The following is a 22,890-nucleotide window of genomic DNA, read 5'->3' on the forward strand; positions in this document are numbered from 1 at the left end:
CCTCAACAGGAGTTTCGATGACCACCGCCTTGACGTGGCGGCGCCGTGTCCTGCTCGGCACGGCAGGGCTGGGCCTGTGCGGGTCCGTCGCCGAACTCGCCTACCACCTCGGCCCGCCAGGGCCTCACGTGCTGCCGGCCCCCTCCAGCGTGGCAGCCGCCGCAGCCGGCCTGCTGGTCGATGCCGACTTCGCCGCACACGTGTACGCCACCCTGTACGCCTGCGCTATCGGCCTGCCCGCCGCATTCGCTCTGGCCGTCACCACCGGGCTGCTGCTCGGTGCGCTGCCCGGCATCGAACGAGCGGTACGACCGGTAGTGGAGTTCCTGCGGGCGATCCCGTCGCTGGTGCTGATCCCGCTCGCCCTGTCCCTGCTCGGCGACCCGAGCGCCACCAAGACCGCGCTGATCGTCTACAGCTGCTCCTGGCCGATCCTGATCACCACCCTGTACGGCATGCTGGAAGTCGATCCGCTGGCCAAAGACACCCTGCGCGCCTACGGCTTCGGCCCGCTGGCCATCTTGTGGCGGGTCTGCCTGCCCAGCACCGCGCCCCACATCGCCACCGGCTTGCGCCTGGCCATCGCGATCGCGCTGATCGTGTCCATCAGCGTCGAGGTGATCAGCGGCGGCACGCCCGGCATAGGCAGCTTCATCGTGGCCGCCCAGAGCCTCGATCAGCCCGCGCGGGCGTTGGCCGCCACGCTCGCCGCCGGCCTGCTCGGCCTGGCCGCCACCGCCGTGTGCCGCGGCTGTGAGCGACGGCTGTTCGCCTGGCACCGGCACACCACCGGAGCGCCCCAATGACCGCCTCACGCCCACACTGCGCGCACTCCCGCCTGCGCCGGGTGGCTCGCGCACTGCCCGGCCCGGCCGCGCTGATCGCCTGGGAGGGCGCCGCCCGCGCCGCCGGCCTGCTCTACTTCCCGCCACCCACGGCCATCGCCGCCCGCGCCTACCACCTGTGGTTCACCGGCCCCGTCAGCCGCGCCTTCCTCACCGACCAGGCGCTGGCCGATCTGCTGCCCAGTCTGGCCCGGCTGGCGCTCGGCTGGACGCTGGCCGCCGCGCTCGGGCTGGCCGCCGGTCTCGCGCTCGGGCTCCTGCCCACGCTGGCCGCGCTGGCAGACCCGCTCCTGCACATCGGCCGTTCCATCCCGCCGCCCGCGCTGCTGCCCCTCTTCCTGGCCGTCTTGCCGATCGGCACCCCGACCCAGCTCGCCACCATCGTGTCCGGCGTCATCTGGCCCGTCCTGATCAACACGGTGGACGGCGTCCGCAGCGTCGACCGCGCGTTCCTCGACACCGCCGCGGTGTTCCGGCTCGGCCGGCGGCGACGGCTGCTATCGGTGATCGTGCCCGCCGCCGCGCCCAGGATCCTGGCCGGGCTCCGGCTGAGCGTCTCCCTCGCCCTGATCATGATGGTCGTCGGCGAGCTGGGCGCCAGCACCGAAGGGCTCGGCTACCGGCTCCAAGAAGCCGCGGGCGCGCTGGACATCCTCGCCATGTGGGCCGTGATCGTCCTGCTCGGACTGCTCGGCATCGCCCTCAACACGCTCTTCCTGCGCCTCCAGCACCACGCCCTCCGGCAGGGCCGGGCCGACCGCCCAGCCCGCCCTGCTCGGCCACTCGCATAGGAGCCCCTCCGCCATGTCCTTCACCGTCCAGTCCGGCGGCGCCGATGACGTCAAGCCGGTCGCCGACCTGATCGCGGCCACGCTCGCCCAGCGGCCGACAGGGATCTACCTGGTCAAAGACCCGGCCCTGCGGCCCGGCATCATCGCCAACGTCGTCAGCCTCGATGTCGAGTACGCCGTCGAGCATGGCTGGGTCAACTACATCCGCTACATCCGCAAGGGTTCCACCGGCTGTGGTGGCCCGTGTGCTGTCGCGGTCTGGCTGCCTCACACCGAGCCGCTGCCGCGACCGCCAAACTACGACGACCGCCTGGCCGAGGCCGCCGGCCCCTACGCCTCGCGCTTTCGCGAGGTGGATCAAGCGCTCGCCGACCATCTCCCGGACGGCCGCTACCACCACCTGAGGTACCTGGCCGTCTGCCCAAGCGCCGAGGGTAGAGACCCGGTGCGCACCCTGCTCGCCAACCATCACGCCCTGCTGGACGCCAAATCCATGCCCGCCTACGCGGTGGCCGACAACAAGCTGGACTGCGCCCTGTACCGCGACGCCGGCTACCACGAAGGCGACGGGTACCCGCTGGACGCGTGGGAGTTGGCGATCAACGAAGGGCCATCGCCAGACGACGACGTGCGGTTCTGGCCCATGTTGAGGCCCGCCTGGCAGGAACGATCGGCACCGTCGTCCGACCGCGACCCCGTCCCACAGCACTGCGTAGATCGCTGACCAGCACCATCGCATGCGGCCTGTCAAGCCACCTCGACCAGATCCGCGACACCTGGATCCGGGACGGGTCGATGCCGCTGTGCGGCGCGCCGACGCTCATCCACCCGGACGAATCGATCCTCCTGCGGCGCGGCACCTGGTCGGCGGCCATCGGCCAGTAACCGCATCCCACTAGCTTCTCGACGACCACCCCCATAGCAAGCGGAGACGCGATGACGTTTCAGTCATATGCCCACCTCATCCTCGCCGGAGCGCTCCTGATCTCCACATGGATGCCTACCAGGCCCCTGACAGACGCGAGGTACCTCAGGTTTCTGAAGGAGCTGGCACGTCGAGCGTGGACATACACCGCCGTGTTCGGGGGCCTGTTATGGATCCTCATGGCCTGGAAGGCGAAATGACGGCGCTCGTCCCGGACGGGCAACCGCACACGACCCTCCGTAACGCCTCAGCCCGAGCTGCACAACGACCGCAGAGCTGATCATCTCGCCGGTAGCTCCAGAGCGCCGGGTACACCGTCACCCCTGTCCTCCTCTCCAACGCAGAAGGTCATGAATAACACGTACGACATGAGCGGCATGTGGGCCGACAAGCTGAGGCCGCATCAGCTCGAAGCCGTCGAGGTGGGTTACAAGAGTCTCGTCGATGGCGGGCGCGCGACTCAGGTGCTGTCGTGCGGCACCGGCAAGACGCGGATCGGCGCTGTCCTGGCGGCCACGCTCGCCGCTGAAGGTCTTCGCCTGGTGCTGGCCCCCACCGTGATGCTGCTCGCACAGTTACTCCGCGAATATCGCGCGACGGTCGGCGACTCAGCCCTGGGCCGGGTGCTGGTGGTGTGCTCCGAAAGCGGGGCGGCCGAACGGGCGGGCGTCGAGGAGCTACAGAACCTGCATGTGCAGGTCACCACCGATCCAGCGGTGATCGCGTCGGCCGCCTCGCCGGGCGGGCCGGTGACGGTGCTCTCCACCTACTCCAGCGTGGGAGCGTTGAGCCGTGCGCACCACGAGCACGGGCTGCCCGCGTGGGACGTGGTGATCGCCGATGAGGCCCATCGCACCGTGGGCGGGGAGGAATGGCGGCGGGTCCACAACGACGGGGATCTGCCGGCCCGCCGCCGCCTCTACATGACAGCCACCCCCCGCCGGCTTCAAGGAGAGCGTCGCGACTCCGATGCGGTCGGCATGGACGACGAAGCCGTTTTCGGTCCGACGATCTACCGGCTGGGCTACGGGACTGCCAGGGATCTCGGTCTTTCGGCCGACTATCGCCTGGTGGTGTCGCTGGTGACCGACGCGCAGATTCGTGCGGTCACCGACCAGACTCATGGACGCGCTGCTGTGCACGTCTGCGGGAAGAGGATCGCGGCGCGCATGCTCGCCGCGCAGATCGCGATGCTGCGCACCGCAGCCCAGTACCGGATCAAGCGGGCCATCAGCTACCACAACACCAACGACGACGCCCGGCATTTCGCAGCCACCCTGCCGGCGGTCGCTGACCTGATGCCCGACGATTGCCGCCCCACCGGACTATGGGCCGACCACGTCCGCTACGAACAGCCCGCGCATGTCCGCCACCAGCGGCTGGAACAACTCGCGAGTGGGGTCGATGGCGGCCTGGCGGCGCTGGCCAACGCCCGCATGCTGGGCGAAGGCGTCGATGTGCCGGCCGTGGACGCGGTGCTGTTCGCCGACCCACGCCGCTCCACCGTGGACATCGTCCAGGCCATCGGACGGGCCTTGCGCACGGGCGGCCAGACGGACAAAGTGGCCACGATCGTTGTGCCGCTGCTGGCTGACCCTGGTGCCAATCTTGCCGCAGAGATGGAAGGCTCCGACTTCGCCCCGCTGTGGGAGGTGGTCCGGGCGCTGCGCGGCCATGACGAGGACTTGGCTGCCGACCTTGACCGACGACGCCGAGAGCATGCCCGGCGCGACCACCAGCCCCGGGCCATCCGCTGGCTCAGCGTCGAGGGCGCAGATGTTCCCGAAACGTTTGCCCGTGCGATCACCGTCGGCGTCGTGGAGTCCGCGACCGCTTCGTGGGAGGAGTACTACGGCGCGGCGTGCGCCTACGCCGAAGCCAATCACGACCTGCTGATCCCCCAGGACTGGGTCAGCGAGACCGGCCTGCGAGTAGGCGTTTGGCTGAAGAGTCAACGCACACTGTTCAGCCGCGGCACTTTACGGCCCGAGCGGATCAAGTTGCTGAACGCCATCGGCATCACCTGGTCCGTGACCGAAGCGGACTGGCGGAGACGTTATGCCGCGCTGGTCGCCTATCACCGCGAGCGCGGCAATATCGATGTCTCGACCAAGTACGTCACCCCGGACAAGATCAGACTCGGCGCCTGGCTCAATAGCATCAAATCGCGTCAGGACAGCCTGACGGTCGAACATCGGGCCCTGCTCGACGCGCTGGGCATGAAATGGGACAAGGTTGTCGATCAGTTTTGGGAGCGGGGGTATGCCGCCGCGGTCGCCTACCACCGTGAGCGCGGCCACCTCAGGGTCCCTCCCCGGCATGTGACCAGCGATAACTTCAAGCTCGGCAACTGGATCGGCAGACAACGCAGACGAGCTGACCAGCTCACCGACCGGCAGCGGCAACGCCTGGACGAGCTGGACATGAACTGGTCGCCACGCCAAGCCGCATGGGATGAGGCCTTAGCCGCCGCCACCGCCTACGCCAACAAGCGTGGCCACCTGCATCCCAAGGTCACGTACATCACCGACGACGACTTCCCGCTCGGTTCATGGCTGAGCCAAAAGCGCTCCGCCAAAGAACAGCTCACGCCCGACCAGCGCGCCGCGCTCAACGCCCTAGACCCCACCTGGACCAAAACAACGGTGGAGACCCTGTGGGAACAAGGAGTAGCCGCTGCCACCGCTTACGCGAAAGAGCACGGTCACTTACATCCGGAATACGGCCATGTCACCGACAACAACTTTCGCCTCAGCCGATGGCTGGTCAACCTGCGCTACAGGAAGAATCTCACGCCCGACCAACGCGCCGTGCTCGACGCCCTGGACCCTACCTGGGACCAGCCACAACCACGGCGACGCCCCGCCCCACGTGCGCGACGAGGAAGTCGGCCACCGCCACCGGTACAACCTCGGGCCGCTGGCCGACAGAGACGCGCGCCTCACTCCCGAGCAACGGCCGCACCCAACGCGTTGGACCCCGACTGGGCGAAACACCTACGCCAAATCCGGTGGGAACAAACAGTCGTCGCCCTACGTCCGCGAGTACGGCCATCTCAGACCACCGCAGACACTCGTGACACACGACGGTTTTCGTCTCGACCAGTGGCTCTCCAACGCCCGATGCAGGGGTATCACCTCTGAGCAACGCGCCACGCTCGACGCGCTGGATCCCAACTGGAGCCAGCCTCAAACACAGCGTTGGCGAGGGCGAAGCCCTGGTTGATCGCTGGATCCCGCGCAGCAATCACGCAGTACCGCCCACCCGCCTCACGCGTTCCGGGCGGGCTGCGAGCTGGTGGCCTGCTGCCGCACCCCCGAGCCCGAGGAAGTCATTGCAAGAGGACGGGGCGCTGGGGTACGCCCGTAGTCAGGATTTCGGTGATGAGGTCGCTGAGGCCGAGTGGGTAGATGGTCTCGCTTGTCGAGCGCAGGTCATCGAGGGTCCACCAGCGGTGGGCCTGGATGGTGTCGGGCTGGGTGGCCCGGTCGGGGTCGATGTCGTCAGCGGTGATCCGCGCGAGGTAGTACCGCTCGACTTGGAGGACCTCCTGGCCGCCGACCTGGTGCGCCTTGCTGCGCTCGGCGATCTGGGCATCGAGCTGGACGTCGCCTTCGGCGATGCCGAGTTCTTCGCGGAGCTCGCGGTGCAGGGCTGTGGTGTGGTCCTCGCCGCTGTCGAGGGAGCCGCCCGGGGTGGCCCAGAAGCCGCCGTTCTCGTCATAGCGCAGCAGCAGCACCCGCTTGTCGTCGTCCAAGGCGATCACGCGGACGGCTGCGCGCAGCGGTGGGATGCTCATGTCGCCGAGTGTGACAGCTCTGTACCGCTCGACGAGCTAGACCCGGCGGTGGCGCTGCGTTCCTGGCCAAAGGTCAGGAACACGGGCAGGAAGCTGACACGGTCGTTATCCGTCCAGGCGGGCCGTGATCCTCGTTCGAAGGTCACCCAATGCTGATGTGCCCGCGTAGGGTGCGGTTTCGTCGAGTAGTTCGCGAAGTCGGTCCTGGACGCGTGTCGAGTCCACGAAGGCCATCAGCTCTAGTGCCGAGTTGGTGGCGACGACGGCCCCGTCCGGGTCAGGGGCGGCGGTGCCCTCAGATCAGGATGGTTTCGCGCAGTTCGGCGGCGGCCTGCGGGGAGAGCTGAGCGATGGCATCGCCCAGCTGGCGAGCTTGCGTCATCAGGAGCGGCACCCTCAGGTGCGCAGGAACCGCGGTGATGGCGGCGCTGGCTACGGCTGCGGCCTGCCCAGGCTCGCCCTGCCCCGTCAGGTAGCGGCCGCGGTCCAGCAGGATGAGCGGCCTGTCCATCGGATCATCATCGGGGTAGGCGGCCAGTGCCCTTTCCTGCTCGGCCCACGCGCCGGTCTCTCCGACCAAGCTGAGCACCTGCGACCTGTACATGGCCATCTCCGCGCGTGGGAAGCCGAAGAACGGCTCGTCCCGTTGCCCCGGGGTGAGCTGGCCGAACGTGGTGTGCGCGTTCTCGAGCTCGCGGACTGCTTCCTCGCTGCGGCCCAAGCGGGCGTGAGCACGCGCGGCCAGGCCGGCCAACTGCGCGGCCGGGGCGCTCGGCGAGTCGCCCAGCGTCGCGCGGGCGCGGCCGGCGATCGTGATGACCGTCTGCGGTGTGGGGCCGTAGAGAGCGCTTACCGCTTGGGCCATCGCGATCCAGTAGCGCTGGGTGGTGTCGCCGGACAGGTCGGCGTACTGCTGGGCGGTGTGCAGCCACTCACGGGCGGCGCGTACCTGCTCCAGGTCGGTGCTGGCGGCGCCGACGAGCCCGCACAGGCGGGAGGCGATCAGGTGGAGGTCACGCTGATGGGGGTAGCGGTCGGCGAGGTCGGCGATCTCGTGCAGGTCGGGGCTGAGGGCTTGCAGCAGCATCTGGGGCGGCATGGTGCCGTAGGACGCGATATGCCCGGCTGTCACTTCGGCCCAGTGGTCGAGGTCCCCCGTAGGCAAAACACGGCGCAGCCCGGCGTCCATGCGAGAGCGTGTGCTGTCCAGGCTCCAGGCCAGGGGTACGGTGGCGGCGAGAGAGAAAAACTGGCGACGGTCCACGTCGTCCTCCGATTGGGGGATCCGGTGCCTGTCTCACCAGGGTAACGATCGGGTCCTCATCCGCCAGCCCCAGCCGGTCCAGGGGCAACGGAACTACAGCGCCCGATACAGCCGTGTGCGAGCAGGGGCTGAAGGATGTCGTCGATGTGTCCGAGCTCGGCCAGCCGTCGGGGGTAACCTCAAAGATGAATTCGGCGTCGGGCCGGAGCTGGTCAAGCAGCGGGGTCAATCCGCGTACGGCCGCGCCTTCGGCTCCCTCCACATCGATCTTGATCAGGCGGGCCCGAGTGGGTTCGGTGTCGGTGAGGATCTGCGGCGACTGTCAGCGGCGGTTGGTGGAGAATGGCAGTCGGTTCAGGCGGCGGGCGACGAAGCAGGCCAGGTAGCCAGCGAACAGGTGGGTAAGTAGCGGCGACAGCTCCTCGCGCGCCGCGCCGCGTAGCGGCAAGACGACTTCGGCCTGCTCGGTCAGGGCTGTGTCTCGGTCGTCGGCCACAGCGATCACGGTGCGCCCGTAATCGCGGGCGCGGGTGGCCACCGCCAGTGCCTGGTCGTGGCTGTGGCCCGGCGCGGCGATCACGAAGGTCGGCATGTTGCGGGGGCGGGCTAGGACCTCGACGTGCTCCCACTCCTCCAGGTCCTGGCCAGCGGCGGACACTCCGGCGGTTTCGATGAGTTTGGCGGCGGCGAACAACGCGGTGCCGTAGCCGGGTCCGCTGCCGGTCATCATCATCACTGGTTCGTCGGCTATCCGGTCGGCGAGTTGTTCGCAGCGCCGCTCCACGGCGGCGACGGTGGCCTCTACGGCATCGGCGGTGTCTAGCACCTCCTGCTCCAGGACACCTTCTTGCGCCGCCTGGTGGCCGCGTTGTCGGCCCAGTTCGATAGCGATCAGTAACAGGCCCAGCAGGCTGGCCTGGTAGCTCCGGATGCCGGGACAGGGCCGAAGACCAACCAGGGGTAGCAGTAATGCGGCGTGAGCTGCCTGCGCCAGAGGGCTGTGTGCAGTGCCGGTTACGGCCAGGGTGCGGGCGCCATGCTCACCGGCCCGTTGCAGCGCCTGGATGACGCGCTGGTTGCGGCCGGAGGCGGAGATGCCGATCATCACCGCGCCTTCGGGCAGCGCTTTCGCTTCTTGCCAACAGGTGCCGTACTCCAGCATGCGCAGCGCGCTCACTGGCTCGCACGGCAAGCCCGCGAACTGGTGGAAGGCCATCTGTGTGGCCAGGGCGGCGTGGTAGGAGTCGCCGCTGCCGGTGAGATAGATCCTCGAAGTTGTCGCTCCGGTGCCGCCGGACAGCAGGTCGCGCACTTGTGCCAGTGCAGGGCCGTGCAGGTCGCGCAGGTCGTCGGCTAGGGCGCCGCTCTGGCGGAGCATTTCTTGCAGGGTGTAGGCGGGCTGGGAGGGGGAGGTCATCGCAGGCTTCCTCACCTTCTGATGCGCGGGTGGTCGCTGATCGCCGCGGTACTTGACGTCGATCGTCAGGCAAGCCCGCGCACGATCTGGACGTAGGCCTTGACCTTGTCAACGTCGATGGGACCACCCCAGCCGTCGTGTTCCAGGCAAGTGCCGACGAACGCGCCGTCAGCCCCGTCAGCCGAGGCCAGCAGCCGGGCGGCGTTGCCGTGATGGGTGTGCCCGGCCAAGATGATCGGCAGTGCGGGAACAGCGGCGCGTACCGCGGCGATCATCTCCAGCGTGACGTCATCGTCGGGGTGACACAGCGACACCGCGTCCGCACCGACCTGCCGGGCGGCCTGAGCGACCTGAGCCACCGTCTTGCCGCCGCCGAACCAGGTGTAATGCATCGACTCGATCTCAGCGATGATCTTCACATTCCAGGCGTTGATCTTCTTGCGGTAGTCCATTACCGCCAGCGGGTCGGCCTGGATCATGCCGTGTGTGGTCAATGTGGCCCCTACGATCGCGCCCGCCCGCACGAAGCCGCCGCCGGCAACCTTGGCCACGGCCAGCGACGCTTGTACGGCGTTGCGCATCAGCTGCACACCCACCTGAAAATCGGAACCGACGGCGTCGGCGACGGCGCGGGTGATGAGAGTGATCGCGGCGATCCGCGCCGGGTCGCTCTCCTCCCCCACGGCGTAGACCCGATCTACGGTCTGGATCAGGCAGCCGTCCGCCCCACCGTCGTGCAGTGCCCGCGCCGAGTCCACGGCCGTGCCCAGGATCTGCTCAAAGCTATCTTCGTGGTGAAATGGCGTACCAGGCAGCGGCTTCAGATGAACCATTCCCAGGATCAGTTTGCCGCTGGGCCAGGGCGACTCGTCCTGCTGCACCATATTCACTCCCCAACCACGGCGGACGACGAGATCAACGACCCTGAACTCAGACTCTCATCCCGCCCGCGGGTCGAACAGATCCGTCGCGGCAGTGGCCGCAACCAGCCAGCCGCCAACTATAGGCCGCGTCCGTCTGGTGCCGGGGCCGAGCCCGCCGCTCCCGCAGGCGGTTCCCGCACGCGGCCCACTGATCACCGGCCCGTCCTCCACATGACGCTTGAGACGGGTGCCACCCGAGTACGGCGCGGCCCATGTCCGCCCTATTCCGGTACTGCCAGAGTGGCGCCCGATGTCGAGCGCGGCCAGCTCGGAGCGGCGGCCTAGCCGAGGACTGGGACGGTGCGGTCGCGCAGTCCGGCGAGGCTTTCCGGGTTGGTGGTGTCCACGAGGGCGCGCAGCACGGTCAGCTCGGCTGGCGGTGCCTTGCGCGTGCGGTGTCTGTCCGGCGGAACTGCGATCCCGGCGGTAGTCGCGCAGGGCACCGCCCTTCGGCCGACGACAACCACCCTTGACCGCACGCACATCCGCAGCCAGGCTCACTGTGAAGTCGCAAGGAGCCGCAAACCCCCGACAGCGGAGGCCGTCATGACGCTACGGTTCGTTGGCATCGACCCCGAGACGCCGGGTGGCAACTGCCCTTCGGTCTGGGTGGATGAGGTGGACGGTTCGATCGTGGTCCAGGGCTGGGAAGTGACCGACCCGGAGGAACGGGCGCAGATCGCTACCCGCAGCCCCATCCTGGATCATGAACGCATCGTTCGAATCCCGGCGCGGATGCGGCACATTCTGGCGGAGGCATGCAGTGACTCAGCAGCACCCGGAGCAGGACCAGACGAGCATCATTGACATGATCGCCGCCGCCCGCCGCGAGGCCGTCCACCTCGAAACGCGCGACGCATACACCCCCGACGACCCGGTGTTCGCCGACTGGCAGGCGGGTAAGCCCATCGACGCGGTGGAAAGCTGGCGTGACTGGTACGACGTGGTCAAGGCAGCCACGGGGCGCGGGCTGCGGATCCGCCGGGCACGCATCGTCTCCGAGCCGATCACCAACTTCATCCGCTACGAGTACGACCTGACCGGGGCGATGAACCTGGGCGCGGGCGAAGAGGTCCGCTGGCTGCCACGACGACAGGCATCCGATCTGCTCGTGCCGGTCAATGACTTCTGGGTGGTCGACGGCGCACTGGTTCGGTTCACCCACTTCGCGGGGGACGGCCGCTACCTCGATGACGAGGTGAGCGACGAGCCGGCGGTTGCTCAGATGTGCGCGACCGCGTTCGAGGCGGTCTGGAGCATGGCCATCGACCACGCGGAGTACCAGCCGAAGTAGCCACAGCCAGCACCCCCGGCCCATGCCCAGCCCTCACTCTGGCGCCCAGCTAGCTCGCCAGGCCCTGGCCGACCGCCTGCGTGAGCTTCGCCTCGACGCCGGTCTCACCTCTCGGGCTTTGGCCGCCGCTGCTGGCTGGCACGAGGCTAAGACCAGCCGGATCGAGCACGGCAAGAAGGCCCCCTCCGAGGCCGATGTGCGGGCGTGGGCGGATGCCTGCGGCAGGGCAGAGCTGGTCGCCGAGCTGATTGCCGAGCTGCGCGCGGCTGACTCCATGTGGCTGGACTGGCGCAGGGCCGAGCGCAGCGGGCTGAAGCACCTGAACGTCGCGGTCAGGGACCTGTATGAACGGACGCGGCGGTTCCGCATCTACTCCTCCGTCATGATCCCCGGCCCCGTCCAGACAGCCGATTACGTGACCGCCGTCCTGACGGCGATCCGCCGTCGTCGGGGCGTGACCGTGGATGATGTGGCCGCCGCCGTGGCCGAGCGGATGGCCCGCCAGCACATCGTCTACGAAGGTGATCACCGCTTCGCCATCCTTCTGGAAGAGGGGACCCTGAAGATGCGCATCGGCGGCCCCGCCGTACTGGCTGGCCAGCTCCGGCACCTTCTCGCCATCCAGAACCTTCCGTCGATGGCGTTGGGCATCATTCCCGCCGACGCGGATCGCTCCGCCTACTGGCCGGTGGAGATGTTCTTCTGCTTCGACGACGCCCAGGTCAACGTGGAACTCGTCAGCGGCTTCCTCACCGTCACCAGCCCGCGTGAGGTCGCTATGTACACCGACGGTTTCGCTGACCTTGCGGCGTCTGCGGTGTACGGGCAGCAAGCCAGAGAGTTGATCGTCAGCGCGCTGGAGGCTCTCGGGTAGAGGCTTTTCCGCAAGCATCCGCAAGACGGTGGAGTCGCGGCCGAGCTGGGCTCACCCTGAGTTCATGACCTCCACAGCCGCCGAGATCAATGACGAACAGGCCGACAAGCTGACCAGGGACCTTGCCACCGTCGTGGAGCGGCTTCGATCACGGGGTTACCGCGCTGCTCGTCATGAGCGTGCGGATCACCCTGCGCGAGAGGCGGTACGTCAGGCCGGGCCTTCTTGCGCCGGAGTTGGAGGTCTTCAAGGGCAGCGACCGCCGGGCGCTGGTGACGCCGGAGCGCGGAGCCTTTCGGGTCGTCACGGATAACGGCCGGACATTGGCCAGCGATTGGCGGACAGCCGTACGAGCGGTGGTCGACGGATGAGGTGGGATATCCCGCAGCCGTTCACCATCGAGGGTTGGATCGTGATGGACGGGGCCGGGGGCGGGTCGGTTTCATCGCCTTCCGTCACGACACGGCGGGTGACATGGTCAACCTCGTGTGCGCAACGTCTTGGGCCGAACTGCGTGCCAGGGTGGCCAGGGGCGACGGGGTCCGGCCAATCGAACTCGCCACCCGGCCACCGCGTCGCCGGCCCCCGGACGGCCACCTGCGCAGCGTCAGTTAGTGCTCCATGAAGTGAGGTCTACGCCCGCGTCACGACGACCAAAGGAGTGAACGTGCCCCCTCGATGGCTCACCGCGGCTGCCGTCACCACCGCTGCTGCGGCCGGTATCGCCAGTGCCGCCTACCAGGCATTCAGCGAACGGGCAGACAGCCGACGGTTCCCCCCGCCCGGCCGATTCGTCACCGTCCGGGGCCGCCGCCTGCACGTACAGGCCGAAGGCGAAGGCGGTCCGACCATCGTCATCCTGCCCGGCATGACCGACAACGGCCTGGGCTGGGTCAACGTCCGGAGGGGACTGGTGCCCGGCCAGCGGGTGTGGCAGTACGACCGGGCCGGACTCGGCTGGAGCCAGCCCGCGCCGTGGTGGGAGTGGCGCGGCGCCACGGCGCTGGCCGACGAACTGCACGAGGTCCTGGAGGCGTCCGGAGAGCCTGGCCCCTACCTGATCGTCGGCCACTCGATGGGCGGGGAGATCGCCCGGTTCTACGCGGCCCGCCACCGCGACCAGGTCGCGGGGATGGTGCTGGTCGACGCACCTTCCGAGCGCATGACCTGGATGGCCGAGGAGTTCGGCCGGCGGCAGTACGGGCCCCTGCGGCACTGGCAGAAGGCCCTGACCTACGCTTTGACGCCGTACGGCCTGGTCCGCGCCCGGCTGCGTCTGGCGATCCGGCGAGGCCAGGAACCGGACCTGCTGCGCCGGATGCGGCACCAGCTCCCGGCCGAGATGGTCGAGCTGGGCCTAGCCCTGGAGCTCACCAGCGGGCAGCGCCGCGCGGAGGTCCAGGAGGACCTCGGCCGGACAGGAGCCGTCACGGCGCTGGAGGCCGAGCGCACGCACTTCGGCAGCATGCCGCTGACGGTCATCTCCAAGGCCCCGTACCCGGCCCCCGGCACCTACTACTACGAATACTTCGCCAACCGGCCGCCGGACGTGGCCGAGCGCTACAACCGCGTCTGGGCACGCATCCAAGCCGACCTGGCCAGCCTGTCCAACGACAGCACACTGATCGTCGCCGAACGGGCCGCACACAACATCCAGGTCGACGAGCCCGAGCTGATCGTCAAGGCCGTCACCGACATGTGCCACAAGATCCGCGACCACCAGCGCCTGTAAGCGGCAACCAAGCCGACCAACGAGAAGGGGTTCACGATGTCCCAGACCATGACCGTGGTCGAGGTCGGCGAGGGCGTCGCGGAGCTCGCGGTCGGCTGACGATCCAGCCCGGTCTCTTCCGCGGTCTTTGGCTCCTCCAGCAGGACCGCGGTAACGCTTCGCTGGATGGGGAGACATCATGATCGGCCGCCAGACGGTCCTCGGCCATGATGGACGGCCGTACCGCCGGAGGGCCGCACCTGCTGCCCTCTTCATGCCAGGTGGCGGAACTCTGCCTCCGGTTCCGGCCACGCCTCCGATGCCGCCGCGCGGGGACCCCCGCGTACGCGGTCGGTCACAGACGCCCTGTCCGCAGTCCGCGGCTTGGGCCTGAGGAAGGGACGCCGGATGGTTCAGGCAAGGTGCGTGCGCGAGGAGACGAGGATCTTCTCGGGCGGCGTCTGGGAAGCCAAGTACGGCTACGCCAGGGCGGTGGTGGCAGGCCCGAGGGTCGTGGTCTCCGGATGCACGGCCACGGTCGACAGTGAAGTACAGCATGAGGGCGACGCCTATCTGCAAGCCATGATGGCCTTCGAGATTGCGCTCGACGCAGTCGAGGCGGCTGGCCTGACCAGGGAGGATGTGGTTATGGTGCGCTACTACCTGGTGGATGACAGCCACTACGACGCGGTCGGCACGGCGCTGTCGGAGGTGCTTGGGCACGTCAGGCCAGCGTGCACGGGCGTCAAGGTGGCGGGGCTGATCGACAAGCGGATGCTGGTCGAGATCGAGGTTGAGGCGTTTCGGGGATGAGTAGCGGGTCGAGTCACCTCCTCTCTGGACGTGGACGGGCACCCAGACATCTCCCGTGACCGCGGGCAGAAGAGGAATCCGCGGTCGGTGCCGTATCGCTCCCTGCCAGGTCAGACACGGTTGGATGTGCACCCGCATCCGCCTCCCCCGGTGCCCTTGCTGCAGGAGTCGCCGTACCCGCTCGCGCCGGAGGTCTTACGGCGGCTGGCCATGGTGAAGGCCAGGACCGCGGCGACGGCGAGGGCGATGATCCCAGAACGCCGCGCCCGATGGCCGGTATCGATCTTCACGCTGCTCGTCACCGACCTCACCGGCGGCAAACTGTCCAAAACCCTTTACGTCGCCGGCGGCACCTACGCCGATCTGCGTGAACTGTTCCTCAACCTCGACGTGCTCCTCGCCGACCGCGGCAAGGGCACCCTCGACCTCATCTGGGCCGAGGTAACACGCTGGGCCGCCGAACCGCGCCGCGGTCAACAGGTCTGGTTGGCCGAGGCCGCGAGCAAACCGCATCGAGGAAGGAGTGGATCGCGCGGGCGGCATAAATGTCAGTGCCGTCTGAGACGTTACCTGTAGCACCCGCACGACAGCACACCGTTATCGCAGTGGGGGGTGATGCGGCCATGTGAGCCTGCAGGGCCGACGCTGGGATTTGCCGGGAATGGGTGCGTGCAGCCGCTCTGCCGAGCCGCGCACCCGCTTTCGGCGGGAGGGCGACGGTCTTGCTCAACGCCCCCAGAGGTCCTCACCAGCACGGCACGCCACATCCTTTCCCCGCAGGTGAGGTCTGCCCCCGCTCGTGGAACAGGAGCCGCCAACGTGGCTGATGAGACAGCCGTCAACGACACCGACACCGCTCCCCAACAGCACGCCGAGGAACTGAGGTTCAACTACAACGGTGGAGACACCAGTGAGTTGGCCCAGCACCTGACCGGACGCAACTTGAGCAGCCGCCTGCCGAAGCTGGTGCGCCGCTCCTTCGCCCTGGCCTGGGCTGCGGACCGGTGCTCGACGCTCGTCTTGCTGACCTGCCAAGTGCTCTCCGGGCTGTTGGAGGCGCTTGGCCTGTTCGCGACGACCGCGACCCTCAGCGCGTTGATCTACTCCGTCCAAGATCCCGCGCACCTGCGCACTGCCCTGCCGTCGGTGTTGGTCCTGGCCGCCGCGGCCGGTCTGCGTGCGGTCCTGGGCATCGCGATCCAGGGTCTGTCGAACCGGCTGGGGCCGCGGATCTCACGAGAGGCGGAATACCGCATGCTGGAGGCGGCCACGAACGCCGAGATGGCTGCCTACGACCACCCCGGATTCAACGACCGCTATGACAAGGCCGACCGGGGCGTAGAGGTCAGCCGGGACATGATCGGCCAGTCGCAGAACCTGGTCTCCTCCCTCGCCACGCTGATCGCCGCGGCCGTGGTCATCACCGCGCTGGCGCCGCTCCTGCTGCCCCTGCTCGCGCTGACCGCCGTACCGCAGGCGCTGGCGTCGGTCGCCGGCGAGAGGGTCACCTACCTTGCGACGCTGCGCACCTTCCACGATCGGCGCATGCTGAACATGCTGCGCTGGCACCTGACCCACAAGGACCAAGCCGACCAGATCCGTACCGACACTCTGGCCCCCTACCTGCTGGACAAGTACCGGGCCAGCGGCGCGCGGGTGGACCGCACCAACGACCAGGCCGCCTGGCAACGCGCGAAGATCAGCTTCGTGGGGTCCGCCGTCAGCGGCCTGGCCTCGGCGCTGATGTGGGCCGGGGTGATGGTGCTGCTCGGCGCCGGACATATCAGTGCGGCCGCCGCCGGCACGCTGGTCTTCGCTCTGCGTTCGGCCTCCGGCGGGCTGCACGGCATCGTCGGATACGGATCCGATCTCATGCGTACCGGCCGGTACATGGATGACTGGGAATCCTTCATCGAGGAGGCGGCCGGGCAACGCCTGGACCGGGGGGACATCGTGCCGGTCCGTCCCCTGCATGTGGCCCTGCACCGCGTCACCTACCGCTATCCCGAAGCCGACCACGACACCCTGCACGAGGTGGACTTCGCGGTCCGCCAAGGGGAGATCGTCGCCGTGGTGGGCGAGAACGGCTCCGGCAAGACCACGCTTATGAAACTGCTGTCCGGGCTCAATCTGCCCACTCAAGGCGTGGTCACCTGGGACGGCATCAGCACCCGCGATCTGGACCCGCACGCCCTGTGGAAGCAGTGCGCGGTCGTACCGCAGGAGTTCGCCCGATGGCCCCTGTCCGCCCGCGAGAACATCCACCTCGGCCAGCCCCAACGCGAGGCGGACGACGCTGTACGGCGCGCGGCCGGCGCCAGCGGCGCCGACGCGGTGATCAGTGTGCTGCGCAGTGGCTTGGACACTCTGCTGGCTCGCGAATGGTGGGGCGGCCAGGCGCTGTCCTCAGGACAATGGCAGCGCATCGCGGGAGCCCGAGCCATCCACCGCGACGCCGGCCTGCTGGTGATGGACGAACCCACCTCCGACCTGGACCCGCGCGCCGAACACCGGATCTTCACCGGGCTGCGCCGGCTCGCACGGGACCGGGCCATCGTGCTGGTCACCCACAACCTCGCCAACACGATCGTCGCCGACCGGATCGTGATCCTCGAAGGTGGGCGCGTGACCGCCGAGGGCACCTTCCCCGACCTGATATCCCGGCCCGGGCTCTTTCGCGACCTGTGGCTCCTGCAACAAGATCGCGCCAACTCCTCCGCACAGGAAGACACAACATGACAGCCAGGCCCCGATCCGCGCACACGCAAGCATGAGGCCGGTACGGAAGCTACTACCTCGCACCCGGTGAGCGCCGCCGTAAGGGGCCGGTCGTGATGTGCCAGCATGAGTCGGTGACCGAGCCATTGCCGCGGCCTCGCGAGGCCAGTCTTCTGGAAGTTGGCCGGCTCCGCCTGATCGAGGACGCCGCGCCGCGGGTGCCGCCTGCTGAGCGGGTGGCCATGGATCGCCTGTGGGAGGAGGCGGTCCAGGCCAACCCCTGTCTCTTCGATGGGCCGGTGTCAGCGTGCGCGGGGCTGGATCGGGATGGGCAGCACAGCGTGGTTCTCACCTGGGCGAGGACGACCTACCGCCACCGCGCTCTGGGCCGGGTTCCGGGGGCCACCTCGTGGCTGCCGTCTCTTTTCGTCGCCGTCGCGCAACCGGCGACCGAGGATGGGAGCCTGCTGGTGGGGCGGATGTCGGCGTCGACGGCCGCTCCTGGTCGCTGGCAGCTACCCGGTGGAGCGGGCATTATTCACTCCAGACCGTTACCTGCGTGGGCATTCCTCGTCTCGATGATCCTCGCCGCAGCAAGTTGGATCATGACGAGTTTGCACGCCGACGCCGCCGAGTCCCCGAGCCTGTCGGCCTCGACGTAATCCTCAATCAGTCCGTCAAGCTGGTCGGACCGCTTCGCCCGCATGCGGACCTGTTCCTCGAGATATGCCGTATTCAACAGAGTGACGCCCTGTGCCGTGGCTTGCTCAAGCTGTTTGTTCATCGCGCGGCAGGTCGAACGGTCGTCGTCGATGAGCTCCTGGAGCGTTACAACCGATTCGTGCATGTGTGACACTTTCTGGACATTCGTGACGGATAGGCATCATCCCTTCCTCGCGTTGTGGATGTCACTAGCAGAATCTGTCGCGAATGTAATCCAGGTTTGGGTCAGGCTTGATAGCGGCAGCCCAGCCACGCGCGATGTTGTGTCAATCCCCTCAAAGCGTAGAGACGGTCCTATGCCACAGCAGCCCTCAGCAGGGCCGTTGACGCTTGCCTCTTCTCGATCATCTGACGCTCGAATGTGACGGGCGGAAGGCCATCGTTGGCGCTGTGCCTCCGCCGGATGTTGTAGAAGTCGGTGATCCAGGTCGCGATCTTCAGGCGAGCCTCGGCCCGTGTCCGGAAGCGCTGCCGATGCACGTACTCGACTTTGAGCGTGCTGTTGAACGCCTCGGAGGCGGCATTGTCGAGCGCGCACCCCACCCGGCCCATCGACTGCACCACCCCGTGCTTGCGGCATTCGGCCTGGTAGCGGGCGGCGGTGTACTCCGATCCGCGGTCGGAGTGGAAGATCACCCCGTCCACGGTGCCACCCCGGGTGGCCACGGCCATCTGCAGCGAGGCGACGGTCAACGCGGCATCGTGATGCTCAGACATCGCATAGCCGAGCAGCCGGCGGGAGAACAGGTCCTCGACGGTGGCCAGGTAAAGCGGCCCCTCATCGGTGTCGATCATGGTGCCGTCGCCTACCCACAGCACGTCCGGGGCGATCGAGGTGAACCTCCGGCCCACCAGGTCCGGCGCCGCGGCCCGCTTGCCCTGCCGCGTCAGTGACCGGCGCTTCTTCGGCGGGCGTCCGGCCAGGCCAAGCTCGGCCATCCTCGCCGCGACCGTGTTCTCCGACACCTTCCAGCCGTCGGCGTGCAGGTCCTGGGTGATCCGGGGCGAGCCGTAGGTACCTCCCGATGCCTCGAACAGGCGCTTGATCTCGTCATCCAACCTGGCCCGGCGCTGCTCGCGCGCAGTCGGCATGACCTGGCCGATGCGCTTCTTCCACTTGTAGAACCAGGGCTGCGACACCCCGAGTGCCCTGCAGGAGACGACGTGGTCGATGCCGTGCTCGGTCTTCTGGGAGCAGATGAAGGCCGCCACGCTCACCGGCCCATCGCCTCTTTGACCCACAAGACCACTGAACGCTTGAGGACATCACGCTCGTCTTCCAGCTGCTCGCGTTCCTTCTCCCAGGCAGCCTTCTCCTTGGCGTGCTGCTTGACCAGCTCGGCCTGCTCCCGCCGCAGCCGGGCCAGTTCCTCCTGCTCAGACTCCTTCAGCGCCGCGCTCCTCGTACTGTCGCCGCCATCGTGCCCAGCAGCGAGCCGATCCATCTGCACCCAGTTGTGCAACGTATATGCGTTGATACCAAGATCTCGCGCGACGTGCGAAACGGGCTTGCCGGTCTCCTTGACGATACGCACCGCGCCCGCCCGAAACTCCGGATCAAACCTCCGCCTGGTGCCTCCCACGACCCAACCTCATCTCGGGTTCGGTCTCTACGCTACGAGGGGAAGCACAGTTGAGGCTGTTCAACAACAAAGCGAGCCACCAGGATTTGACGGCGATGGCTGATCTCTCTTTCGCCCTGATGACAGGCCGTGGCCTGCGGTAGCCTCAGGCCCTTCCTCTCCGCTCGAATGACCTGTCTGGAGGACCTGTCCTCCGGTGGTGGGATAGATAGGGCGAAGCGCGCCATGGCGGCTGACCGATTCAGCACCCACAACCTCGAACTCGGCGACGACGAGGTGGGGTGAGAACTCTTCCGAGGGTGTCTTGGTCGGCGATCATCCCGCACGCTTCACTTAATGACGGCGTGGTTGGTGGCTGAGGATGCCCTGCCGGCGGGTGATTCGCGCAGACCGCGTCCTGTCGGTGACCCTTGCTGGAAGGAACGAGCGCGACGATTCCTTGTAGGCCGAGGGAGCCGAGCGCCTGGCTCTTGGGCGTGTGCCCTGCGTTTCGGGCGTCTCACTCCTCGACAAAGCCGGGTCCAGATGGAAGCCTCACCCCATGGAAGGAGCCGAGCAGAGGCCGTTGCCGGTGGAGAATCTGGTCTACGAAGTTCATGTAGCTGGCGAGCTCGTGTGGTGCGGGTACACGCTCACGTGCCCCGAATGCTCGTCGCAGGCAGGCTGGTCGCTTCACGTCCAGCAGCCGCTATGGACCCGCGGTGAAATGGCCTGGGCGCTCTGTCCTCTTGAGCATCGCCTCAACCATCCGCTCATCTACCCGGAGGTCGTCCATCTGCTCCTGGACTGGTCATGCGATGATCCGCTCACGCGCCCCCTTCTTGAGGATGCCCTCAGCAGCCTGCCATGGGTCCCACACGTTACTCACTGGCGGATAGCCGACTACTCCGAGGAACTGCATAGCGTGATGCACATCGCGTGGGACAAGGTCGGCGGCGGCCACCGCAACTTCTGGGACATGAAGTACCCCGAGTTGGTCGAGGCATCACAGCCGGCACGTGCCTCCTCCGAGGAGGATCAACCGTAATTCCACAGGTTCTCGACGTTGATGAGGTCGGTGTCCAGGGTCGCGGCCACACCGTTGTGATTGGCTGCCTCCGCAGGGGTGTCCAGGATTCGGCCGTTGACCAGGGCGGGCGCGACCGGTGAGGTTACCAGGATCCAGTCGATCCGGTCGCTCTTTCCGGTGCGGCCCAGCAGCCGGTCGTTGCGGGTCTTGCCGTAAAGGTGGACCATGGCGTCGACATAGCCGTTCTCGGCCATGATCTGAGCGACGTCAGTGTTCGGGACACGCGGCGGATCACCAAGCGGGTCTTTGAACCGGCGAGCGACGTTGTAGGTCAACATCGCCTCAGGAGAAGCGAGCGAACCGAACGGCGGATGATTGAAATCGGCGCCAAGGACACCGAAAGGGCCAGCCCGGTACCCGCGGATGGCGAACGTCTCTGCCTCGATCACCGCCTTGATCTTGCTCATCGGGGTGATGTGCGCGACCCCAACGGTGAGCAGGGACGGGAGCCCAACGTCGAAGCCTGCGATCGCCATGCCATGCGTGAACTCGTCGCTGAAGTCGGGGTTCCAAAAGCGCCACGGCCCGAGCTTCTCTCGGCGGTAGAGCATTGCTGTCGCGTATCCCGACCTTGACGGCGACAGCGGCAACGCCTCTAACCCGAGGTCGCGAGCCGCACGGCCAAGCCGCATGAAGCCGTTCTCGTCCCAGTGATTGCATTCGTTGAGCAACAAGACGTCCGGCGCCGCATCGGCGAGCCGCTCCAAGATCAGCGGCCACCGATCCCGACGTTCACCCTCACTGTCGCGTACCCCGCCATGACCCAGGTTCTGCAGCACGATGGAGATCTGCACGAGACGACGGTATTACGCGGGTCAGCTGTAGGTTCCTGAATCCATTGACCAGTTCCATCCCGGCGGTGACCAACGTCTGTCTTACTGGCCGCTAGAGCTGGACAGCTCCACCTCGATGAACTCCGATGCGGACGGGTCGAACTGCGCCGGGTCGGGGAGTTCGAGGTCGCGCAGGGTGGCAAAATGACTAGTTGGCGGTGACTAGGCGGTCGGCTGCAGCGATCTGTGGGCTACCTCTGTACGGCTGCCAGTCCGCTCGAAGCTGGCGAAGTTCATTGCGCACCCGGGCCGAGGAGATCAACCGCACGTCCTGCCCAAAGCCAAGGACCGTGGCTCCAGCTTGGTCGACGTCGCCAGCGCGGAGGTAAGCATGAGCTGCCCGCAGACCGATCAGGACGCGTGAGCGGCGCTCTATCGGCCGCCGTGCCGCCATCGACGCGGCGAAGTGGCTGGCCGCGGTGGCGTGGTCGCCAAGCCGAGTGAGGGCCAGCCCGGTCTGGTGCTCGAAAGACTCCCTCCTGTAATTGCCCGTCCAGTCCGCTTCCGGGAGGGAATCAGCACGGTCTAGCTGGGCTTCGGTACGGCGCAGTAGGTTCAGAGCGTCCCACCGGCTGCCAGCCGCCGCCTGGGTTTCGGCCTGCATACCGGTGACCCACGCCAGGGTGCGGAGGGGGCCGCGTCGACCGAGGGATGAGGCGGCGGCATCGGCTAGGGCCAGCGCCAGCCGGTTGTGGCCGAGCTCGGTCGCCTGGACGGCCATGCTGCGGAGCCCTGTCGCGCGTAGCGCCATGTCGCCCGCCTCGTTCGCCAGGCGTACGGTCATGATGTAGTACCGCTCCGCCAGTGCGGTCGCCCCGGCGTCCATCGCCATGTAGGCGGCGAGGTAGGAGAGCTCGGCGGCAGCGCGAAACAGGCCGGGGCGGCAGCGGCCAGTCGTAGCGTGTAGTAGCGGCGTCACCTCGCGCACCGCGTAAGCGACAACCGCAAGTGTGTGGCCGCCACCGTACTGGTCGTCAAGGTCGGCGAAGGTGCGGGTGGTCGCACGGATCCGGTCGACGTCGGCGACTCCGGCTCTGCGGGTGGCGCCGTGCGCGGGCGCTCTGCCTCCATTTGCCAACAGGCCGACCAACGTGAACGGCGCCGCGGTCAGCACCGTCCGGCGATTGAGCATGTCGCCCTCCCCCAGCATGGCCAACCGGGCGACCGGATCGCCCCGCCAGGTCATCGGCGGGCCGTGCGATGGCGCTCTGTCGCCGCCCCGGGTCCACACGGCCGAGATCCGGACTGTCGAGGCGACGGCGAACCGCCTCCACAGCCGCACTTATACCCTCCGCGCGCAGGATGGTC

Annotated in this window: 23 protein-coding genes; 14 read left to right on the forward strand and 9 right to left on the reverse strand. The window is 67.7% G+C overall.

Annotated elements, in window-relative coordinates; genetic code table 11:
* Positions 1-17: 17 nt before the first annotated feature.
* From ACQP2T_RS61285 to ACQP2T_RS61305, 5 genes are all read left to right on the forward strand, one after another.
* The gene (locus ACQP2T_RS61285; RefSeq protein ID WP_433513787.1) at positions 18-806 is read left to right on the forward strand and encodes an ABC transporter permease; all 789 of its coding nucleotides are present in this window, start codon (positions 18-20) and stop codon (positions 804-806) included.
* Positions 803-1,636 carry an ABC transporter permease gene (locus ACQP2T_RS61290; protein WP_433513788.1) on the forward strand — a complete coding sequence of 278 codons (834 nt, stop codon included), beginning with the start codon at positions 803-805 and terminating at the stop codon, positions 1,634-1,636. The genes ACQP2T_RS61285 and ACQP2T_RS61290 overlap by 4 nt, the downstream gene beginning before the upstream one ends.
* Positions 1,637-1,649: 13 nt before the next feature.
* Entirely contained in the window at positions 1,650-2,360 is a 711-nt protein-coding gene (locus tag ACQP2T_RS61295) for a hypothetical protein (protein WP_433513789.1), read from the forward strand.
* A 551-nt stretch (positions 2,361-2,911) separates the two neighbouring features.
* Entirely contained in the window at positions 2,912-5,704 is a 2,793-nt protein-coding gene (locus ACQP2T_RS61300; RefSeq protein ID WP_433513790.1) for a Helicase associated domain protein, read from the forward strand.
* On the forward strand, positions 5,637-5,786 hold the full coding sequence (locus tag ACQP2T_RS61305; RefSeq protein ID WP_433513791.1) for a hypothetical protein: 150 nt from the start codon (positions 5,637-5,639) through the stop codon (positions 5,784-5,786). Before ACQP2T_RS61300 ends, ACQP2T_RS61305 begins: the two co-directional genes overlap by 68 nt.
* Before the next feature lie 106 nt (positions 5,787-5,892).
* Here the strand turns inward: ACQP2T_RS61305 and ACQP2T_RS61310 are convergent, their stop codons facing one another.
* The 4 genes from ACQP2T_RS61310 to ACQP2T_RS61325 all read right to left on the reverse strand — a co-directional run bounded on the left by ACQP2T_RS61310 (position 5,893) and on the right by ACQP2T_RS61325 (position 9,925).
* Positions 5,893-6,360 (reverse strand): NUDIX hydrolase, encoded by a 468-nt coding sequence (locus ACQP2T_RS61310; RefSeq protein ID WP_433513792.1) that lies wholly within the window; start codon positions 6,358-6,360, stop codon positions 5,893-5,895.
* Positions 6,361-6,655: 295 nt separating this feature from the next.
* A complete protein-coding gene (locus ACQP2T_RS61315; RefSeq protein ID WP_433513793.1) occupies positions 6,656-7,624 on the reverse strand; it encodes a hypothetical protein in 969 nt (322 codons plus the stop codon).
* A 322-nt stretch (positions 7,625-7,946) separates the two neighbouring features.
* Positions 7,947-9,041, reverse strand: a complete 1,095-nt coding sequence (locus ACQP2T_RS61320; RefSeq protein WP_433513794.1) for an SIS domain-containing protein — start codon at positions 9,039-9,041, stop codon at positions 7,947-7,949.
* 65 nt (positions 9,042-9,106) lie between these two features.
* Entirely contained in the window at positions 9,107-9,925 is an 819-nt protein-coding gene (locus ACQP2T_RS61325; RefSeq protein ID WP_433513795.1) for a BtpA/SgcQ family protein, read from the reverse strand.
* Between the two features lie 585 nt (positions 9,926-10,510).
* Here ACQP2T_RS61325 and ACQP2T_RS61330 point away from each other — a divergent pair.
* The 8 genes from ACQP2T_RS61330 (at position 10,511) to ACQP2T_RS61365 (ending at position 17,395) form a co-directional block, all read left to right on the forward strand.
* On the forward strand, positions 10,511-10,771 hold the full coding sequence (locus ACQP2T_RS61330) for a hypothetical protein (protein ID WP_433513796.1): 261 nt from the start codon (positions 10,511-10,513) through the stop codon (positions 10,769-10,771).
* A 1-nt stretch (position 10,772) separates the two neighbouring features.
* The gene (locus tag ACQP2T_RS61335) at positions 10,773-11,258 is read left to right on the forward strand and encodes a DUF6879 family protein (RefSeq protein WP_433513797.1); all 486 of its coding nucleotides are present in this window, start codon (positions 10,773-10,775) and stop codon (positions 11,256-11,258) included.
* Between the two features lie 22 nt (positions 11,259-11,280).
* Positions 11,281-12,132, forward strand: a complete 852-nt coding sequence (locus ACQP2T_RS61340) for a helix-turn-helix domain-containing protein (RefSeq protein ID WP_433513798.1) — start codon at positions 11,281-11,283, stop codon at positions 12,130-12,132.
* A 173-nt stretch (positions 12,133-12,305) separates the two neighbouring features.
* Positions 12,306-12,503, forward strand: a complete 198-nt coding sequence (locus tag ACQP2T_RS61345) for a hypothetical protein (RefSeq protein ID WP_433513799.1) — start codon at positions 12,306-12,308, stop codon at positions 12,501-12,503.
* A 296-nt stretch (positions 12,504-12,799) separates the two neighbouring features.
* Positions 12,800-13,864, forward strand: coding sequence for an alpha/beta fold hydrolase (locus ACQP2T_RS61350; RefSeq protein WP_433513800.1), 1,065 nt, complete (start codon positions 12,800-12,802; stop codon positions 13,862-13,864).
* A 405-nt stretch (positions 13,865-14,269) separates the two neighbouring features.
* Positions 14,270-14,656 carry a Rid family hydrolase gene (locus ACQP2T_RS61355; RefSeq protein ID WP_433513801.1) on the forward strand — a complete coding sequence of 129 codons (387 nt, stop codon included), beginning with the start codon at positions 14,270-14,272 and terminating at the stop codon, positions 14,654-14,656.
* A gap of 246 nt (positions 14,657-14,902) precedes the next feature.
* The gene (locus tag ACQP2T_RS61360; RefSeq protein WP_433513802.1) at positions 14,903-15,232 is read left to right on the forward strand and encodes a hypothetical protein; all 330 of its coding nucleotides are present in this window, start codon (positions 14,903-14,905) and stop codon (positions 15,230-15,232) included.
* Positions 15,233-15,475: 243 nt separating this feature from the next.
* Positions 15,476-17,395: an ABC transporter ATP-binding protein gene (locus tag ACQP2T_RS61365; protein WP_433513803.1), complete on the forward strand. Its 1,920-nt coding sequence runs from the start codon at positions 15,476-15,478 to the stop codon at positions 17,393-17,395.
* Between the two features lie 517 nt (positions 17,396-17,912).
* Here ACQP2T_RS61365 and ACQP2T_RS61370 read toward each other — a convergent pair.
* The 3 genes from ACQP2T_RS61370 to ACQP2T_RS61380 form a co-directional block, all read right to left on the reverse strand.
* Positions 17,913-18,221, reverse strand: a complete 309-nt coding sequence (locus ACQP2T_RS61370) for a hypothetical protein (protein WP_433513804.1) — start codon at positions 18,219-18,221, stop codon at positions 17,913-17,915.
* 170 nt (positions 18,222-18,391) lie between these two features.
* Positions 18,392-19,315 carry an IS3 family transposase gene (locus ACQP2T_RS61375; protein WP_433513805.1) on the reverse strand — a complete coding sequence of 308 codons (924 nt, stop codon included), beginning with the start codon at positions 19,313-19,315 and terminating at the stop codon, positions 18,392-18,394.
* Positions 19,312-19,680, reverse strand: coding sequence for a transposase (locus tag ACQP2T_RS61380; RefSeq protein WP_433513806.1), 369 nt, complete (start codon positions 19,678-19,680; stop codon positions 19,312-19,314). The genes ACQP2T_RS61375 and ACQP2T_RS61380 overlap by 4 nt, the downstream gene beginning before the upstream one ends.
* A gap of 541 nt (positions 19,681-20,221) precedes the next feature.
* Between ACQP2T_RS61380 and ACQP2T_RS61385 the strand changes: the two genes are divergently transcribed.
* Positions 20,222-20,707 carry a hypothetical protein gene (locus ACQP2T_RS61385; protein ID WP_433513807.1) on the forward strand — a complete coding sequence of 162 codons (486 nt, stop codon included), beginning with the start codon at positions 20,222-20,224 and terminating at the stop codon, positions 20,705-20,707.
* Here the strand turns inward: ACQP2T_RS61385 and ACQP2T_RS61390 are convergent.
* Together ACQP2T_RS61390 and ACQP2T_RS61395 are read right to left on the reverse strand one after the other, a co-directional pair.
* Positions 20,698-21,543, reverse strand: coding sequence for an endonuclease/exonuclease/phosphatase family protein (locus ACQP2T_RS61390; protein ID WP_433513808.1), 846 nt, complete (start codon positions 21,541-21,543; stop codon positions 20,698-20,700). The two genes, ACQP2T_RS61385 and ACQP2T_RS61390, sit on opposite strands and share 10 nt — an antisense overlap.
* A gap of 187 nt (positions 21,544-21,730) precedes the next feature.
* The gene (locus ACQP2T_RS61395) at positions 21,731-22,864 is read right to left on the reverse strand and encodes a hypothetical protein (protein ID WP_433513809.1); all 1,134 of its coding nucleotides are present in this window, start codon (positions 22,862-22,864) and stop codon (positions 21,731-21,733) included.
* Positions 22,865-22,890 lie beyond the last annotated feature (26 nt).

This window comes from Nonomuraea sp. CA-143628, from assembly GCF_050942315.1.
In the GTDB taxonomy this organism is placed as follows: Bacteria; Actinomycetota; Actinomycetes; order Streptosporangiales; family Streptosporangiaceae; genus Nonomuraea.